14 protein-coding genes are annotated in these 18591 nt (G+C 66.2%); 6 read left to right on the top strand and 8 right to left on the bottom strand.

The annotated features are described in order from the left end of the window. Positions 1–116: 116 nt before the first annotated feature. From lipA to FXN65_RS20980, 8 genes are all read right to left on the bottom strand, one after another. Positions 117–1091 carry a lipoyl synthase gene (gene lipA, locus FXN65_RS21015; RefSeq protein ID WP_151136032.1) on the bottom strand — a complete coding sequence of 325 codons (975 nt, stop codon included), beginning with the start codon at positions 1089–1091 and terminating at the stop codon, positions 117–119. 94 nt (positions 1092–1185) lie between these two features. Then, positions 1186–2310: a glycine cleavage system aminomethyltransferase GcvT gene (gcvT, locus tag FXN65_RS21010; protein ID WP_151133466.1), complete on the bottom strand. Its 1125-nt coding sequence runs from the start codon at positions 2308–2310 to the stop codon at positions 1186–1188. Positions 2311–2387: 77 nt separating this feature from the next. Next, positions 2388–3764 carry an L-serine ammonia-lyase gene (locus FXN65_RS21005; protein WP_151136030.1) on the bottom strand — a complete coding sequence of 459 codons (1377 nt, stop codon included), beginning with the start codon at positions 3762–3764 and terminating at the stop codon, positions 2388–2390. 22 nt (positions 3765–3786) lie between these two features. Continuing rightward, positions 3787–5040, bottom strand: coding sequence for a serine hydroxymethyltransferase (gene glyA / locus FXN65_RS21000; RefSeq protein ID WP_151136028.1), 1254 nt, complete (start codon positions 5038–5040; stop codon positions 3787–3789). Positions 5041–5138: 98 nt separating this feature from the next. Next, positions 5139–8003 carry an aminomethyl-transferring glycine dehydrogenase gene (gene gcvP, locus FXN65_RS20995; RefSeq protein WP_151136026.1) on the bottom strand — a complete coding sequence of 955 codons (2865 nt, stop codon included), beginning with the start codon at positions 8001–8003 and terminating at the stop codon, positions 5139–5141. Between the two features lie 14 nt (positions 8004–8017). Then, positions 8018–8395 (bottom strand): glycine cleavage system protein GcvH, encoded by a 378-nt coding sequence (gene gcvH, locus FXN65_RS20990; protein ID WP_151136024.1) that lies wholly within the window; start codon positions 8393–8395, stop codon positions 8018–8020. Between the two features lie 337 nt (positions 8396–8732). Beyond that, positions 8733–10268 carry a sigma-54-dependent transcriptional regulator gene (locus FXN65_RS20985; RefSeq protein WP_151136022.1) on the bottom strand — a complete coding sequence of 512 codons (1536 nt, stop codon included), beginning with the start codon at positions 10266–10268 and terminating at the stop codon, positions 8733–8735. A gap of 22 nt (positions 10269–10290) precedes the next feature. After that, on the bottom strand, positions 10291–11202 hold the full coding sequence (locus tag FXN65_RS20980) for a LysR family transcriptional regulator (protein WP_151136020.1): 912 nt from the start codon (positions 11200–11202) through the stop codon (positions 10291–10293). Positions 11203–11358: 156 nt separating this feature from the next. Between FXN65_RS20980 and speB the strand changes: the two genes are divergently transcribed. From speB to FXN65_RS20955, 6 genes are all read left to right on the top strand, one after another. Next, complete coding sequence (speB, locus tag FXN65_RS20975; protein WP_151136018.1) at positions 11359–12330, top strand: agmatinase; 972 nt, start codon at positions 11359–11361, stop codon at positions 12328–12330. 20 nt (positions 12331–12350) lie between these two features. Beyond that, positions 12351–13853, top strand: coding sequence for an aldehyde dehydrogenase family protein (locus FXN65_RS20970; protein WP_151136016.1), 1503 nt, complete (start codon positions 12351–12353; stop codon positions 13851–13853). Positions 13854–13951: 98 nt separating this feature from the next. Further along, on the top strand, positions 13952–14125 hold the full coding sequence (locus FXN65_RS28025; protein WP_178119376.1) for a hypothetical protein: 174 nt from the start codon (positions 13952–13954) through the stop codon (positions 14123–14125). Positions 14126–14128: 3 nt separating this feature from the next. Next, positions 14129–15610 carry a purine-cytosine permease family protein gene (locus FXN65_RS20965; RefSeq protein ID WP_151136014.1) on the top strand — a complete coding sequence of 494 codons (1482 nt, stop codon included), beginning with the start codon at positions 14129–14131 and terminating at the stop codon, positions 15608–15610. After that, entirely contained in the window at positions 15603–17288 is a 1686-nt protein-coding gene (gene betA, locus FXN65_RS20960) for a choline dehydrogenase (protein ID WP_151136012.1), read from the top strand. The genes FXN65_RS20965 and betA overlap by 8 nt, the downstream gene beginning before the upstream one ends. A gap of 272 nt (positions 17289–17560) precedes the next feature. After that, a complete protein-coding gene (locus FXN65_RS20955; RefSeq protein ID WP_151136010.1) occupies positions 17561–18559 on the top strand; it encodes an alpha/beta fold hydrolase in 999 nt (332 codons plus the stop codon). Positions 18560–18591 lie beyond the last annotated feature (32 nt).

Below are 18591 nucleotides of genomic sequence, written 5' to 3'. Positions count from 1 at the left end.
CCCCCTCTCCCTCCGGGAGAGGGGCCGGGGGGCAGGGGCGTTGAGTCATGGCTCGGTGCCGTGTCATTTCGCGAATGAATTGGCTCCCACAAACAACTGGGCGCCTTCCTTATCGCTCAGCCGATCTTCTTCCCGTGTACCTGCTGGTCAGCGTGGTACGAGGAGCGCACCAGGGGACCTGCCGCCACGTTCGAAAAGCCCATCCCGGCGCCTAGTTCGGTGAAACGCGCGAAGGTGTCCGGGTGCACGAAGCGCTGCACCGGCAGATGGTTGCGCGATGGTTGCAGGTACTGGCCGAGGGTCAGCATGTCGATGTCGTGTTCGCGCATGCGCTGCATGACTTCGATCACTTCGTCGTCCGTCTCGCCCAGGCCCAGCATCAGGCCGGACTTGGTTGGCACATGGGGCATGCGCTGCTTGAAGTTCTCCAGGAGGTCCAGCGACCACTCGAAATCCGAGCCCGGACGCGCGGCTTTGTACAGGCGCGGCACCGTTTCCAGGTTGTGATTGAACACATCCGGCGGCTCCTGCTCGGTGATGGCGAGCGCTACGTCCATGCGGCCGCGATAGTCCGGCACCAGGGTTTCCAGCTGAATGCCCGGGGATAGCTTGCGGATCTCGCGCAGGCAATCGACGAAGTGCCGGGCGCCGCCGTCGCGCAGGTCGTCGCGGTCCACCGAGGTGATCACCACGTATTTCAGGCGCAGGTCGGCGATGGCGATGGCCAGGTTCTTCGGCTCATCCGGGTCCAGCGGCTTCGGCCGGCCGTGGCCGACGTCGCAGAACGGGCAGCGACGGGTGCAGATGTCGCCCATGATCATGAAGGTGGCGGTACCGCCGGAGAAACACTCGCCCAGGTTCGGGCAGGAAGCTTCCTCGCAGACGCTGTGCAGCTTGTGCTTGCGCAGGAGTTGCTTGATCCGGGCCACCTCCGGCGAAATGGCGATGGGGACGCGGATCCAGTCCGGTTTGCGCGGCAGGTCCTCGGTGGGAATGATCTTCACGGGAATGCGCGCGACCTTCTCGGCGCCGCGCAGTTTTACGCCGGCCTGCAACGGCTGCGGACGCGGGGTGATCTGGGTTTCGGTCATGTTCTTGCTCCGAAGGCTCGGCGTTTTTCGTAGGAGCGGGCTCTGCTCGCGAACAGCTTCGTGAGCAAGCTCGTTCCTACGAGAGCAACAGCTCTCAGCCGCGGTAGTAACGCTGCGGCACGAAGGGGGTCTTGGCCACTTTCATGGCCACGCGCTTGCCGCGCACCAGGGCCCAGACCTCGCTGTCCAGGGCGGCGTGGCTGGCGGTGACGTAACCCATGGCCACCGGGGCACCGAGGCTGGGGCCGAAGCCGCCGCTGGAGACGCGGCCGATCACTGTGCCGTCGGCATCGACGATCTCCGCGCCTTCACGCACCGGCACGCGCTCCTGTGGCAGCAGGCCGACGCGCTTGCTCGGCACGCCGTCGCGCTGCTGGGCGAAGACCTGGCCGGCGCCGGGGAAGTTGCCGGCACGCAGGCCATCGGCACGGCGGGCCTTGGAGATGGCCCAGCCGAGGCTGGCCTCCACCGGCGTGGTGGCGGTGCTCATGTCGTGGCCGTAGAGGCACAGGCCGGCTTCCAGGCGCAGCGAGTCACGCGCGCCGAGGCCGATCGGCTGGACTTCCGGCTGGGCCAGCAGGGCGCGGGCCAGGGCTTCGGCCTCGGCCACCGGCACGGAGATCTCGTAGCCATCCTCGCCGGTGTAGCCGGAGCGGCTGACGTAGCAGGCCACACCCTGCAGGTTCACGCTGGCGAACTGCATGAAGGTCATCGCCCGCACTTCCGGGGCGAGGCGGCCGAGCACCGCGGCGGCGGCCGGCCCCTGCAGGGCGAGCAGGGAGCGGGACTCGAACAGCGACTCGATGGCGCACTGTTCGCCAAGGTGCTTCTGCAGGTGCGCCAGGTCCTGCTCCTTGCAGGCGGCGTTGACCACCAGGAACAGTTCGTCGTCGGCGAGACGGGCGACCATCAGGTCGTCGAGGATGCCGCCGTTCTCGTCGGTGAACAGCGCGTAGCGCTGGGTGCCGATCGGCAGGTCGAGGATGTCCACCGGCACCAGGCTTTCCAGGGCGCGGGCGGCGTTGGCGCCACGCAGGAGGATCTGGCCCATGTGCGAGACGTCGAACAGGCCGGCCTGCTCGCGGGTGTGCAGGTGCTCCTTGAGCACGCCGAGCGGGTATTGCACCGGCATGTCGTAACCGGCGAAGGGCACCATGCGCGCACCGAGTTCGAGGTGCAGGGCGTGCAGCGGGGTTTGGGCGAGGGTTTCAGTAGTCACGCGGAATCTCCAGTAAGGTGCGCCAGGCGCACCGATGAACGTCTGTGGTGCGCGCGGCGCACCCTACGGACGATTGATCAGCATTCGATGATGTTCACGGCGAGGCCGCCGCGGGCGGTTTCCTTGTACTTGCTCTTCATGTCGGCACCGGTCTGGCGCATGGTGCGGATCACCTTGTCGAGCGAGATGAAGTGCTGGCCGTCGCCGCGCAGGGCCATGCGCGCGGCGTTGATGGCCTTCACCGAGCCCATGGCGTTGCGCTCGATGCAGGGCACCTGGACCAGGCCGCCGACCGGGTCGCAGGTCAGCCCGAGGTTGTGCTCCATGCCGATCTCGGCGGCGTTCTCCACCTGCTGCGGGGTGCCGCCGAGGACTTCGCAGAGCGCGCCGGCGGCCATCGAGCAGGCCACGCCGACCTCGCCCTGGCAGCCGACCTCGGCGCCGGAGATGGAGGCGTTCTCCTTGTAGAGGATGCCGATGGCGGCGGCGGTGAGCAGGAAGCGCTCGATGCCGTCGTCGTTGGCGCCGGGCACGAAGCGGCTGTAGTAGTGCAGCACCGCCGGGACGATGCCGGCCGCGCCGTTGGTGGGCGCGGTGACCACGCGGCCGCCGGTGGCGTTTTCCTCGTTCACCGCCAGGGCGTAGAGGTTGACCCAGTCGAGCACCGACAGGCTGTCGCGCAGGTTGGCCTCCGGTTGCTCGCTGAGCTGGCGGTACAGCGCGGCGGCGCGGCGCTTGACCTTGAGCCCGCCGGGCATGATGCCTTCCTTGCGGCAACCGGCCTTCACGCAGTCCTGCATCACCTGCCAGATCTTCAGCAGGCCGGCGCTGGTGTCCTCCGGGGTGCGCCAGGCCTTCTCGTTCTCGCGCATCAGGCCGCTGATGGACAACCCGCTGGCGGCGCACTGGGCGAGCATCTCCTTGCCGGTCTTGAACGGGTAGGGCAGCGGCGTGCGGTCTTCGACGATGCGGTCCAGCCCGGCGGCTTCCTCGTCCACCACGAAGCCGCCGCCCACCGAGTAGTACTCGCGGGAGCGGATCTGGATGCCGGCGTCGTCGAAGGCGCGGAAGATCATGCCGTTGGGGTGGTAGGGGAGCGGCTTCCTGATCAGCGCCAGGTGCTCCTTCTCCACGAAGGGGATCGGCCGCTCCCCCAGCAGGTTGATGGACCCGATTTCCCGAATGGTCGCCAGGCGAAGTTCTACCGTGCTGGTGTCCACCAGGTCCGGGTGTTCGCCTTCCAATCCGAGCAGCACGGCCTTGTCACTGCCGTGACCCTTGCCGGTGGCGCCGAGGGAGCCGTAAAGCTCCGCCCGGATGCTGGCCACCCGCTCCAGCAGGTGGTCCCGTTTCAGTCCCTCGGCGAAACGCGCGGCAGCGCGCATCGGTCCCACGGTGTGGGAGCTGGAGGGGCCGATGCCCACCTTGAACAGATCGAAAACGCTGAGCGACATATTTCGAATCCCGGAAAAGGGATCAGGCCGGGTACACCGGGAAGCGCGCGCAGAGCGCCGCGACCTGGCGCGCCACCTGGGCCTCGACATCGGCATCGCCGAGGTGGTCGAGGATGTCGCAGATCCAGCTCGCGAGCGCGCGGCACTCCGGCTCCTCGAAGCCACGGGTGGTCACCGCCGGGGTACCGATGCGCAGGCCCGAGGTCACGAAGGGCGACTGCGGGTCGTTCGGCACGGCGTTCTTGTTCACGGTGATGTGGGCGCGGCCGAGGGCGGCATCGGCATCCTTGCCGGTGATGCCCTGGCGGATCAGGCTGACCAGGAACAGGTGGTTGTCGGTGCCGCCGGAGACCACGTCGTAGCCGCGCTCGACGAATACCCTGGCCATGGCCTGGGCATTCTTGATCACCTGGGCCTGGTACTCCTTGAAGCCGGGTTCCAGCGCTTCCTTGAAGCATACGGCCTTGGCGGCGATCACGTGCATCAGCGGGCCACCCTGGGCACCGGGGAAGACGGCGGAATTCAGCCGTTTCTCGATCTCGTCATTCTTGCGCGCCAGGATCAGGCCGCCACGGGGACCGCGCAGGGTCTTGTGGGTGGTGGTGGTCACCACATCGGCGTAGGGCAGCGGGTTCGGGTACAGGCCAGCGGCGACCAGGCCGGCGACGTGGGCCATGTCGACGAACAGCAGCGCCCCCACCTTGTCGGCGATGGCACGGAAGCGCGGGAAGTCGAGGGTCTTGGAGTAGGCGGAGAAGCCGGCGACGATCATCTTCGGCTTGTGTTCGACGGCTAGGCGCTCGACTTCGTCGTAGTCGATCAGGCCATTGCCATCGATGCCGTATTGCACCGCGTTGTACAGCTTGCCGGAGGACGACACTTTGGCGCCGTGGGTCAGGTGGCCGCCGTGGGCCAGGCTCATGCCGAGGATGGTGTCACCGGCGTTCAGCAGGGCCAGGTAGACGGCGCTGTTGGCCTGGGAACCGGAGTGCGGCTGGACGTTGGCGTAGTCGGCGCCGAACAGCTGCTTGGCGCGGTCGATGGCCAGCTGCTCGACCTTGTCGACGAACTCGCAGCCACCGTAGTAGCGCTTGCCCGGATAGCCTTCGGCGTACTTGTTGGTCAGCTCGCTGCCCTGGGCCTGCATCACCTGCGGGCTGGTGTAGTTCTCCGAGGCGATCAGCTCGATATGGTCTTCCTGGCGCTGGGCCTCGCGGCGGATGGCGTCGAACAGGGTGGGGTCGAAGTCGGAGAGGGTCAGGCTCTTGTGGAACATGGTCGGTTTCCTTCTTGTTCGGGCTGACTGTGGGAGCGAATTCATTCGCGAATGAATTCGCTCCCACAGGTGATGATTCCCACTGGTGGCGGGCTGGATCAGGCGTCCTGATAGGCCTCGATGGACGGGCAGGCGCAGACCAGGTTGCGGTCGCCGTAGACGTTGTCCACGCGGCCCACCGGCGGCCAGTACTTGCCGTCCACCAGGCTGGCGGTGGGGTACACGGCGAGTTCGCGGCTGTAGCGGTGGGTCCACTCGCCGACCAGCTCGTGGGCGGTGTGCGGGGCGTTCTTCAGCGGGTTGTCGTCCTTGTCCAGCTCACCGGCCTCCACCGCGCGGATTTCCTCGCGGATGCGGATCATGGCGTCGCAGAAGCGGTCCAGCTCTTCCTTCGACTCGCTCTCGGTGGGCTCGATCATCAGCGTGCCGGGCACCGGGAAGCTCATGGTCGGGGCGTGGAAGCCGTAGTCGATCAGGCGCTTGGCGACGTCGTCGACGCTGATGCCGCTGGTCTCCTTGAGCGGGCGCAGGTCGAGGATGCACTCGTGGGCCACCAGGCCGTTGCTGCCGGTGTAGAGCACCGGGTAGTGCTCCTCCAGGCGGCGGGCGATGTAGTTGGCGTTGAGGATCGCCAGCTGGGTGGCGCGGCGCAGGCCGTCGCCGCCCATCATGCGGATGTACATCCAGGTGATCGGCAGGATGCTGGCGCTGCCGAAGGGCGCCGCGCTGACCGCGCCGTCCTGGCGGGCCAGGTGCGCGTGGCCGGGCAGGAAGGGCGCCAGGTGGGCCTTCACGCCGATCGGGCCGACGCCCGGACCGCCGCCGCCGTGGGGGATGCAGAAGGTCTTGTGCAGGTTCAGGTGGGACACGTCGCCACCGAACTGGCCCGGGGCGCAGAGGCCGACCATGGCGTTCATGTTGGCGCCGTCGATGTACACCTGGCCGCCGTTGGTGTGGATGATCTCGCAGATCTCGCGGATGCCTTCCTCGAACACGCCGTGGGTGGACGGGTAGGTGATCATCAGCGCGGCGAGGCGCTCCTTGTGCTCCTCGGCCTTTGCCTTGAGGTCGGCGATGTCGACGTTGCCGCGGGCGTCGCAGGCGGTCACCACCACGCGCATGCCGACCATGGCGGCGGTGGCCGGGTTGGTGCCGTGGGCCGATTGCGGGATCAGGCAGATGTCGCGCTGGTCGTCGCCGCGGCTCAGGTGGTAGGCGCGGATCGCCAGCAGGCCGGCGTATTCGCCCTGGGAGCCGGCGTTGGGCTGCAGGGACACGGCGTCATAGCCGGTGGCCTTACACAGCATGGCTTCCAGCTCGGTGGTCAGTTCCTGGTAGCCCTGGGACTGTTCGGTGGGGGCGAAGGGGTGCAGGGCGCCGAACTCGGCCCAGGTCACCGGGATCATCTCGCTGGCGGCGTTCAGCTTCATGGTGCAGGAGCCCAGCGGGATCATGCTGCGGTCCAGCGCCAGGTCCTTGTCGGCGAGCTTGCGCAGGTAGCGCATCAGCTCGGTTTCCGAGTGGTAGCGGTTGAACACCGGGTGGGCGAGGATCGCGCTCTGGCGCAGCAGGGCGGCCGGCAGGCGGCTGGCGACGGTGGCGGCCAGGTCGGCGAAGGCCGGCAGGGCCTGGCCGTCGGCGAACAGCGCCCAGAGCTGCTCGACGTCGGCCTGGGTGGTGGTTTCGTCCAGCGACAGGCCGAGGCGGACAGCATCCACTTCGCGCAGGTTGAGGCGCTGGGCGCGGGCCGCGGCGTGCAGATCAAGGGTGCGGGCGCCGGTGGCCAGGGTCAGGGTGTCGAAGAAGTGCGCCTGCTCGACGGTCACGCCGAGCTGGCTCAGGCCTTCGGCGAGGATCGCGGTCAGCTGGTGCACGCGGTTGGCGATGCGGGTCAGGCCCTGCGGGCCGTGGTAGACGGCGTACATGCTGGCGATGTTGGCCAGCAGCACCTGCGCGGTGCAGATGTTGCTGGTGGCCTTCTCGCGGCGGATGTGCTGCTCGCGGGTCTGCATGGCCAGGCGCAGGGCCGGCTGGCCATGGCGGTCGACGGAGACGCCGACCAGGCGGCCGGGCATGTCGCGCTTGAAGCTGTCGCGGGTGGCGAAGTAGGCCGCGTGCGGGCCGCCGAAGCCGAGCGGCACGCCGAAGCGCTGGGCGCTGCCGAGGGCGACGTCGGCGCCGAACTCGCCGGGCGGGGTCAGCAGGGTCAGGGCCAGCAGGTCGGCGGCGACCGCGACCAGGGCGCCGGCGGCGTGGAAGCGCTCCACCAGCGCGCGGTAGTCGAAGACATCGCCGTTGGCGGCGGGGTACTGCAGCAGGGCGCCGAAGTAGGCGCTGGCGTCGCTCAGCTCACGCTCGTCGCCGATCACCACCTCGATGCCCAGCGGCTCGGCGCGGGTGCGCAGCACGTCGAGGGTCTGCGGGTGGCAGTGCTGCGAGGCGAAGAAGGCCTGGCTGGCCTTGTTCTTCGCCAGGCGCTTGCAGAAGGTCATGGCTTCGGCGGCGGCGGTGCCTTCGTCGAGCAGGGAGGCGTTGGCCACCGGCAGGCCGGAGAGGTCGCTGACCAGGGTCTGGAAGTTCAGCAGCGCTTCCAGGCGGCCCTGGGAGATTTCCGGCTGGTAGGGGGTGTAGGCGGTGTACCAGGCCGGGTTTTCCAGCAGGTTGCGCAGGATCGGGCTGGGGGTGTGGCAGGGGTAGTAGCCCTGGCCGATGTAGCTCTTGAACAGCTGGTTCTTCGCGGCGATGGCCTTGATCGCGGCGAGGGCTTCGGCCTCGCCCTGGCCGGCGGGCAGGTCGAGCACGCTGGTGCCCTTGATGCTGTCGGGCACCACGCTGGCGGTCATCGCGTCCAGGCTGTCGAAGCCGAGCAGATCCAGCATGGCGTCGGTGTCGGCCTCACGTGGACCGATGTGGCGCGGGACGAACTCGTTGCGCGTGTCCAGGGGGAATTGGGCGAGGCTCATGGCGGCTTCTCCGGTCAGGCGTGGTCGGCGAGGAAGCGGTCATAGGCGGCCTGGTCCATCAGGCTGCCGAGGGCTTCGGGGTTGTCCGGGCGGATGCGGAAAAACCAGCCGTCACCCATGGGGGCCTCGTTGACCAGTTCGGGGCTGTCGGCCAGGGCCTGGTTCACTTCCAGAACCTCACCGGTGAGCGGCATGGTGATGTTGCTGGCGGCCTTCACCGATTCCAGCACGGCGACTTCTTCGCCCTGCTCGAAGCGGCCCGCGTCGGGCAACTGGACGAACACCACGTCGCCGAGGGCTTCCTGGGCAAAGCTGGTGATGCCGACGGTGACTTCACCGGTTGCTTCGATACGCAGCCATTCGTGCTCGGGAGTGAAACGCAGGATGGTCATGGATGTTCCTCTTGTTATCAGGTTGGGTTCCGAGCGTTTGGCTCGGCTGGTGGAACAAGAGCAAGTAGGATGCCAATTCTTTAAAAGTCTTAATTTCAATGACTTGAATGATTTTAAGCGCCGGCCAGGCTCTTTCTGTGGAGCGATATCGCTCCACCACGGGAAGAGTCTTTCAGCTGCTCTGAATGAGGAAAGGCCCGGAAGCCGGGGTTCTGAAGGAGATTGGAGCGAAATCGCTCCAGTGGAATGGAATCGAACCGTCGGAAAAGAATCACGGGGAGGCAGTGTGGGAGCGAATTCATTCGCGAATGAATTCGCTCCCACAAAAGCGCTGTCCCTATCGGGAAATACCGTACTTGCGCAGCCGCTGCCCGATGGCGGTGTGGGAAGTATTCAGCCTGGCCGCCAACTGCCGGGTGGAGGGGTAGGCGGCGAAGAGTTGCTGCAGCAGGTTCCTCTCGAAGCCCTGCACGGCGTCTTCCAGGCTGGTGACTTCCATGGGGTCGGCCTGGGGAGCGCCGAGGGCCGTGCCGGCAAGTTCCAGGCTGTCGCAGTCGATCAGGTCGCCTTCGCTGATGGCGGCGGCGCGGAAGATCACGTTCTGCAACTGGCGCACGTTGCCCGACCAGCGATTGCCCAGCAGCAGCGGGTAGGTGGCCGGGGCCAGGTGGCACGGTGCGCGCTGGATCTGCGCGCAGGCCTGGTCGAGGAAGTGCTCGGCGAGCAGGAGGATGTCCTGGCCGCGCTCGCGCAGGGGCGGCACGTCGAGGTTGAGTACGTTGAGACGATAGAACAGGTCCTCGCGGAAACTGCCCTCGCTGACCATGCGTTCCAGGTGCCTGTGGGTGGCGCCGAGCACGCGGACATTCACATGGACTTCCCGGTCCCCGCCCACCCGGCGGAAGCAGCCGTCGCTGAGAAAGCGCAGCAGCTTGGCCTGCAGGTAGGGCGACATCTCGCCGACTTCGTCGAGGAATACCGTGCCGCCGTCGGCCAGCTCCAGCAGGCCCGGTTTGCCGCCACGCTGGGCGCCGGTGAAGGCGCCGGCCGAGTAACCGAAGAGTTCGCTTTCGGCCAGGCTCTCAGGCAATGCCGCGCAGTTCAGTGCGAGGAAGGGCGCATCCTTGCGATCGCTCAGGGCGTGGCAGGCGCGGGCCACCAGCTCTTTGCCGGTGCCGGTTTCGCCGCGAATCAGCAGGTGCGCATCCAGCCGAGCGACCTTGTGCAGGCGTGCCTTGAGCTGCTTGAGGGGCGCCGACTTGCCCAGCAGGGTCTCCAGGCCTTCGCCGCTTTCCGGGCGCAGGGAGGCCAGGCGCGAGCCGATGCGGCTCGGCGGGTAGAGGGTCAGCAGGCTGCCGGCCAGGTCCTGTGCCCCGGCGTCCGCGCCGCCCGTGATGGGGGTGGCGTCCAGCAGCAGGGCCAGGCCCTTGAAGGTCACTTCGCACATGGGCAGGCGGAAGCTCCGCTCGATCAGGGTCTGCGCCAGGCCGGGATCATCGAACAGGCTCGACAGGGGCTCGCCCGTCGGGTCGCGGCCGTAGAGGCCGACCAGCGAAGGATTGGCCAGTAGCACGTGGCCGCTGGCGTCCACCGCCAGCACCGGGTCGCTGACGGCGGCGAGGAGGGCGTCGAGCTGCAGGCGGCGACGCTGGCCGGGGAGGATGTCGACCACTGTCACCGCCTGCACGCCCCGCACTCCATGCAAGGCTTCGCGCAGTTCTTCCAGCACCTCCGGACCGAGGCTGGGGGCGTCGATGTAGACGTTCGGCGGAATCATCTCCACCGCTTCCAGGTTGAGGTTGCGACCGCCGAGCAAGGCCAGGACTTCCTGGGTGATGCCGACGCGGTCGATGAAGGTGACGTGTATGCGCATGGGGAATTCGCCTGCTGGCTGGTCAGCCCTTGGTCAGACCGCCGGAGCAGGCGGTCAGGTCTTCGAGGAAGGCGCTGAGGATCGGTGGTGCCGCGCCGCGACGGGTGATCACGTCGAACTGCGATTCCAGTTGGTCCCGGAAGATGGGCAGGTGGCGCATCTCGCGGGTGCTGACCCACTGTTCGGCGACATGCGCCGGAAGCAGGCCGATGTAAGCACCCGAAATGACCAGTATCGCCAGGGCCTCGATGTTATCCACAGTGGCCGCCGCCTTGCTCACGCCGAGCACATCGAGGTCGTACTGCTGCATGTAGCCGCGTACCGCGATACGGCTTGCGGCAATGGCCTCGTGCAGTGCCTGCCCGGTCAGGTTGCTGGCGAACAGCGGGTGGTGACGCCCGCAGTACAGGCCCAGCGCCTCCTGGTACAGCGGTGAGTAGTCGAGGCCGGGAATTCTCGCGGGAAAGTGACCGATGGCCAGGTGCAGCCGGTTGTCCAGCACCCGCTCTTCCAGTTCCGCCGGGGTGCCGACGTAGACGCTGAGGTGAACGTCGTGCCCACGGGAGACGAAGCGCTGGGTGGCGCGGGGCAGGGGAGAGGCGCGATCGGTGAGCGTGCTGTCGATGATGCCGAGGTTGAGCTTGCCGCTGATGCGCTGCTTGAGCACGTCGGCGTCCATGCAGAAGGTCTCCACCGCCGAAAGCAGGCGCTGGGTCGCCTCGTGGATCGCCACGCCCTGCTCGGTCAGTCGAAAGCCGCTGCGGCCGCGCTGGCAGAGCTTGACCCCGAGGCGGGTCTCCAGGTGGCTCATCTGTTCGCTGATGGTGGACTGACCGGCATTGAGGGCCGCCTGGGCAGCGGAAAACCCCCCGCATTTGACGATCGTGGCGAAGACCCGAAGCAGCTTCAGGTCGACATCATGCAACTGGATCACGTGGGCCTCCCGCTCGACGAATTACATCGTTACTTGCGATATGAGCATCTGATGTTTTGCATTTTTACAAAATAAATCTGCGCACATATTCGCTGCAACGGCGAATTCGAAGCCGGTTCGCCGACCACTGAAAACAAAAAAGCGAGGCGTGCGACTATGTCGAAGAATGCTTATGAATCCGGGCGGTTGAACCTGCCTTTCGTAGGTCACTGTACGTTTGCCAAGTCCCCGATCTGCACCGATTGGGATGCCATCAACGCGGACGTGGCCGTGCTCGGCGCTCCCAATGACATGGGCACCCAATGGCGCTCCGGGGCACGCTTCGGACCGCGCAGCATTCGCGAAGCCTCCACGCTCTTCTCCTTCGGCCATTCCGGCGCCTACGACCACGAAGACGATGCCCTCTACCTGACCGAAGACCAGGTGCGCATGGTGGATGTCGGCGATGCGGACATCGTCCACACCGACATGGCCTCCAGTAATGACAACATCGAATTCGCCGTACGCAAGATCCTCCAATCCGGTGCCATGCCGGTGGTGCTGGGTGGCGACCACTCGATCCATGCCCCGGTGATCAAGGCCTTCGAGGGCCACGCGCCCATCCATATCGTGCATTTCGATGCTCACCTGGACTTCGTCGATGAGCGCCACGGTGTGCGCTACGGCCACGGCAACCCGCTGCGCCGCGCCTCCGAGCTGGACCACATCGTCGGCATGACCCAGATGGGTATCCGCAACGTGTCCTCCTCCAACCGCGATGACTACGACGCGGCCCGCGCCGCCGGTTCGCAGATCCTGTCGGTGCGCGACGTGCGCCGCCTGGGCACCGAAGGCGTCATGGCGAAGATTCCGGAAGGCCTGGACTACTACATCACCATCGACATCGACGGTTTCGACCCGTCCATCGCCCCCGGTACCGGCACGCCCAGCCACGGCGGCTTCCTCTACTACGAAGTGCTGGAAATCATCCAGGCGCTGGCCAAGCGCAGCCAGGGCCGGGTCGTCGGCATGGACCTGGTGGAAGTTGCACCGGCCTACGACCCCACTGGCGCCACCTCGATCCTCGCGGCGCAACTGCTGATGAACAGCATCGGCTTCATCTTCCACGAACGTGCCCGCAACCGCTGACAGGCCAGGAGGAACAGAGAGTGGACATCAAGGTTAAAGACTATCTGCAGAAATTCGGTGTATCCGAGGCGACCCAGCGTTTCCTCGGCAAGGCGCAGAACATGTTCGTTGGCGGTGCCTGGCTGGAATCGGCTGACAACGCCGAGGTGATCGAGCCGTCCACCGGCGGCGTGCTCACCCGCATTCCCATGGGTACTGCGGACGACCTCGACCGCGCGGTCCAGGCTGCCCGCGCGCAGTTCGACGGCGGTGCCTGGAGCCAGCTCAAGCCCCTGGAGCGCGAGCGCCTGCTGCATCGCCTGGCCGACCTGATCGAAGCCAATGCCGATGAGCTGGCGGAGATCGAATCCATCGACATGGGCAAGTCGGTCGCCCAGGCGCGGGTTGTGGATATCCAGGGCACCATCGACACCTTCCGCTATTTCGCCGGCTGGGCCAGCAAGATCCACGGGCGCACCGTGGAGCCGTCGCTGCCCGGCAACTACCTGGCCTATACCCGCAAGGAGCCGGTCGGCGTGGTGGGCGTGATCGTGCCCTGGAACTTCCCGCTGCAGACCATGGCCTGGAAGCTCGGCGCCGCGCTTGCGGTGGGCTGCACAGTAGTCGTGAAACCAGCGGAGCTGACCTCCCTGTCGGCCCTGCGTTTTGCCGAACTGGTGCAGGAGGCGGGCATTCCCGATGGCGTGGTGAACATCGTCACCGGGCGCGGCAGCGTGGTCGGCTCGGCCATGTCCAGCCATCCGGGCATCGACAAGCTGAGCTTTACCGGATCGACTCCGGTGGGCTGCTCCGTTGGCAAGGCGGCCATGGACCAGATGAAGCGCCTGACGCTGGAGCTGGGCGGCAAATCCCCGGTGATCGTCTTCGCCGATGCCGACATCAAGGCCGCAGCCCAGGCGGTGGCCAACGGTGTGTTCTTCAACTCCGGCCAGGTCTGCGATGCCGGTACCCGTGCCTATGTCCATCGCAGTGTCTACGCCGAGTTCCTGCGGGAGCTGGCGGCCTACACCGCGACACTGAAGATCGCCCCCGGCCTGGACCCTGACTGCTTCATCAGCCCGATGGTGTCGCGCCAGCAACAACAGCGCGTGCTGGAGTACATCGAGACCGGCAAGGCCGAAGGCGCGGAGCTTTACTGCGGCGGCCAGCCCGTCGAAGGCCCCGGCTTCTTCGTCCAGCCGACCGTCTTCGCCAACTGCCGCAATGACATGCGCGTCGTCCAGGAGGAAATCTTCGGCCCGGTGCTGGTGACCGCGCCCTTCGACGATGAAGAAGAAGCGCTGGCCCTGGCCAACGATTCGCCCTTCGGCCTGGCAGCGGCGCTCTATTCCAACGACCTCGGGCGGGTCCACAGCCTGATCCCGCGCCTGCGTGCGGGCACCGTCTACGTCAATGCCCATAGCACCCTCGATCCTTCCATGCCCTTCGGCGGCTACAAGCAGTCGGGCTACGGCAAGGACCTTGGGTCGGAACAGCTGGATTACCTGCTGGAAACCAAGGCGGTGTGGATCACACTGCCCTGAGGAGCTGGGCGGAAGCGCGCCGTCGCCTTCGGGCGGCGGCCTGATTGGCCGGGATGCATCGAATTTCAAGAACAAGAACCCTTAGAGGTGATGCCCAGATGAACAGCCAACCCGATATCGAGCGTGCGCAAGAGCTGGAAAGGCGCATACGCGTCTATGAACAGCTCGAAGAAAGCAAGGAGTGGCCGGGGGCGTTGAACGCCGTCGACTACATCGCAACCATCCTGATGACGCTGGTCCTGGTCGTCGGCTTCTACCTCTGGGGGTACTGAGCCATGACCAAACACGAACCCGTCAATCACAGCCTTGAAGCAGAGCGGGGCGATACGCCGCTCCTCCCCTCGGAACGCATGTGGGGCTTCTGGGAATTCACCTACGCCAACTCCGCCCTGGCCATCGCCACCTGGGCCTTCCTCATCGGTGGTGCCACGGCCCTGTTCGTCGGGCCGATGCAGGGCATCGCCGCCATCGTCATCGGTAACATCCTCGGGGTGTTGCTGACGACCTTCGCCACCTGCGTACCTTGCGGCAAGTACGGCACCGAGCAGTTCACCTTCCTGCGCAGCATGTTCGGCGGTAACGGCAGCCGGATGGTCTACGTGCTGGCGGTGGTGTTCCTCACCATGGGTTGGCTGGCCGTGTTGGGCCTGATGTTCGGCCGCTCCATCGACGGCCTCAGCGCCCTGGTTTCGGAGCACAAGACCGATGCCAATGGCTGGCTGGTACTGGCATCAGGCTTCTTCGCCGTGGTGCTGACCGGCTTCGTGGTCGCCAAGGGGCCCACCTCGATCAAGGTGTTCAACACCATCGTGGCGCCGGCCCTGGTGGTGATCATGGGTGTGATGTTCTACATGATCCTCAGCGAGCATTCCTTCTCCGAACTGATGGCGATGCCAGCGCTGGATGCGCCCTTCGATGACAAACGCGTCAACTTCATGATCGCCGTCGAGGTGAACATGGCCGCGGGCTTCTCCTGGTGGCCCTATGTAGGCAACCTGGCTCGCCTCTCGAAGAACCAACGGACCTCCTACTGGCCGAACCTCATCGGCATCTTCGGCGCCGCCGCCCTCGGTGAAGTGGTGGGCCTGCTGGCCGCTGCCGCGCTGGGTGACAGCGATCCCACGGTGTGGATGACCCGGATCGGCGGCCTGACCTTCGGCGTCATCGCCCTGGGCTTCGTGGCCTTCGCCAACGTCACCAGCATGGTGAACATCCTCTACACCTCCATCGTCGGCCTGCGCCAACTGGCGGGGCAGAAGCTGCGGGGGTTCAGCTGGGAATGGCTGGTGGTGCTGTTCTGCGTCGCGCCGGGATTGATCGTGCTGTTCGCGCCGGGTATCTACGACGGCTTCTTCATCTTCCTGGTGTGGACCTCGGCCCTGAACAGCGCCCTGGCAGGCATCGGCATCGCCGACTACTTCTTCCTGCGCCGCCAGCGCCTGAACCTGCGCCACCTGTACGCCCACGGAGCGAACGCGCCATTCCATTTCTGGCACGGCTTCAACCCGGCCGCCGTGGTCGCGTTGGTCGCCGGCTTCGCCATCTACGTGGTGGTGTTCAACCCGCAGACCCTGGCCAACACCACGTTCTTCACCTTCGCCACCGCCTCCCTGCCGTCCTGCCTGCTGGCCGGGCTGGTCCACTACGGGCTGACCCGCGTGCTGGCCACCCGCATGGGCTGGGGCGCCTACCCAAAGCGCAACGAATGCAACGCCGAGGCCCTGGGCCTCACCGCAAAGGGCTACAGCAATGAATAAGCGATACGACTACATCATCATCGGCGCCGGTTCCGCCGGCTGCGTCCTGGCCAACCGCCTGACCGAAGATGCCGGCACATCCGTGCTGGTCCTGGAATTCGGCGGCAGCGACCGCAGTGTGCTGATCCAGATGCCCAGCGCCTTCTCCATCCCGATGAACACCAGGAAGTACAACTGGCGCTACGAGACCGTGGCCGAGCCGCACCTGGATGGCCGCCGCCTGCACTGCCCGCGCGGCAAGGTGCTGGGCGGTTCGTCCTCGATCAACGGCCTGGTCTACATCCGTGGCCATGCCTACGACTTCGACGAGTGGGAAAGCCTGGGCGCGAAGAACTGGGGCTACCGGAACTGCCTGCCGTACTTCAAGCGCGCGGAGAACTACAAGTTCGGTGGTGACGACTATCGCGGTGGCGCTGGCCCGCTTTCCACCAACAACGGCAACAACATGCAGAACCCGCTCTACGGCGCCTGGGTGGAGGCCGGCGCCGAGGCCGGCTACATCAAGACTGACGACTGCAACGGCTACATGCAGGAAGGTTTCGGCGCCATGCACATGACGGTAAAGGACGGCGTGCGCTGGTCCACGGCCAACGCCTACCTGCGCCCGGCCATGGAGCGCCCCAACCTGACGGTGGTCACCCATGCGATGACGCGCCGCATCATCCTCGATGGCAAGCGCGCCGTGGGCGTGGAATACGACCAGGGCGGCCAGACCCATGTCGTGCATTGCAATCGCGAAGTACTGGTGTCCTCTGGCCCCATCGGCTCGCCGCACCTGCTGCAGCGTTCCGGCATCGGCCCGGCGGCGGTCCTGAAGAAGGCCGGCATCGAGGTCCGTCACGACCTGCCGGGCGTGGGAGAAAACCTCCAGGACCACTCCGAGATCTACATCCAGTACGCCTGCAAGGAGCCCGTCACCCTGAATGGCAAGATGAGCCTGTGGGGCAAGGCGCTGATCGGCTTGCGCTGGCTGCTGTTCAAGGATGGCCTGGGCGCCAGCAACCACTTCGAGGCGGGTGGTTTCATTCGTTCCGAGAAGGGGCTGCGCTGGCCGGACATCCAGTTCCACTTCCTGCCGGCGGCGATGCGCTATGACGGCGACAAGCCGTTCAAGGGCCATGGCTTCATGGTGCTGACCGGCCCCAACAAGCCGAAGAGCCGGGGGCATGTCCGTGCACTGTCGGCTGACCCGTACCAGCACCCGGAGATCCGCTTCAACTACCTGGAGAGCGAGGAGGACCGCGAGGGCTTCCGTCGCTGCGTGCGCCTGACCCGCGAGATCATCGGCCAGCCAGCCATGGACCGTTTCCGTGGCGAGGAACTGGCACCCGGTCCCCAGGTGCAGACCGATGAGGAAATCGACGCCTTCGTGCGCGCCAACATGGAAAGCACCATGCATCCCTGCGGCTCCTGCCGCATGGGTGAAGACGATATGGCGGTGGTGGATTCCGAGCTGCGTGTGCGGGGCATCCAGGGGTTGCGGGTGATCGACTCGTCGGTCTTTCCCACCGAACCCAACGGCAACCTCAACGCGCCTACCATCATGCTCGCCGAACGCGCCTCGGACCTGGTGCGTGGCCGCAGGACCCTGGCACCCGAGGAGATGCCCGTGGGGCTGGCGGCCAATTGGGAAACGGCCCAGCGCACTCATACCCCGGTGCGCCAGGTGGGAGTCTGAGGCTGCTCTGCTTATCCAAAAACCTTCGTGCCTGCTGACGCAGCCTTCATCCGAACGCGGCCCGCCCCGCCCCTCTCCAGATGGGCGGGGGGACTCGCGCCGGCGAGGCAGAGGTCATCCTGGTGCTCCCACTGGCCTGAAGCCGGATAGATGAGGTGGGGCAACGACCGTTCGGCGCCGGTCATCAAACTGTCACGGTTCTGTGGCAGAGCGGCGTACGGAAATTCATCAGAATTGCGTTCGACTGGGGTTTTGCGTTCTGGATTTCCGACATGCGTGTGCTGATCCTGCTCGCCGCGCTCATTTGCGGCCTGCCTTCATTTGCTTTCGCCAACGCTCGCTGCGATGTGACCGTGCCGACGGAAACCGTCGACCTGGGCGAGGTGCGTCTGGCGTACCAGAGCGTGGGGCGCGAGCGCGATCCGGCACTGCTGATGATCATGGGGCTGGGTGGGCAGTTCATCCACTGGCCCGATGAGGTGGTACAGCGCCTGTGCGAGAGCGGCTTCCGGGTGATTCGCTTCGACAATCGCGATGTCGGGCTGTCCGCCTGGATCGGTCCCGCGCCTTCGGCAAACCTGCCCTATGAAGTAGTGCGCTATCGCCTGGGGCTACCGGTGTCTGCGCCTTACCGCCTGCGCGACATGGCGCGCGATTCGCTGAACCTGCTGGACGCGCTGCATATCCGCCAGGCCCACGTCCTGGGCGCCAGCATGGGCGGGATGATCGCCCAGCACCTGGCGGACATGGCTCCGGAACGGGTGCTCAGCCTGACCCTGGTGATGACCAGCTCCGGCGCCCAGGGCTTGCCGGCGCCGAGTGCAGCCTTGCTCGCCCTGCTGGCGCGACGCGAGGCGCCGAGCCGTGACGTGGCCATTGAGCAACAGGCTGACCTGCTGGCCGCGCTCGGCAGCCCGGAGGTCAGCGATGATCGTGAGCAACTGGTCGAACAGGCCGCCCGTGCCTATGACCGCTCCTTCAATCCCGAAGGCGTGCAGCGGCAGATCCTGGCGATTCTCGCCGAGCCCAGCCGGGTCGACATGCTCAACCGCCTGCGAGTGCCGACCCTGGTGGTGCACGGCACCGCCGATCCGCTGTTGCCGGTGATGCACGGCGTGCATGTGGCGGCGCATATCAAGGGGGCGGAACTGAAGCTGATTCCCGGCCTGGCCCATCGTTTCCAGGAAGCCTTCAAGGAGCCGCTGCTGTCGGCGGTACTGCCGCACCTGATGGCCCATCGTCGCGCCGAGGGGCATGTGGCGCAGCTCTGATCGGGTCGCTTCGATAGGCTTTCTCTGAATCG

Origin of the sequence: Pseudomonas lalkuanensis, assembly GCF_008807375.1 — a bacterium.
Taxonomy (GTDB): domain Bacteria; phylum Pseudomonadota; class Gammaproteobacteria; order Pseudomonadales; family Pseudomonadaceae; genus Metapseudomonas; species Metapseudomonas lalkuanensis.
The sequence above is the reverse complement of the archived record's forward strand: the minus strand, read 5'-3'. Positions and strand labels throughout refer to the sequence as shown.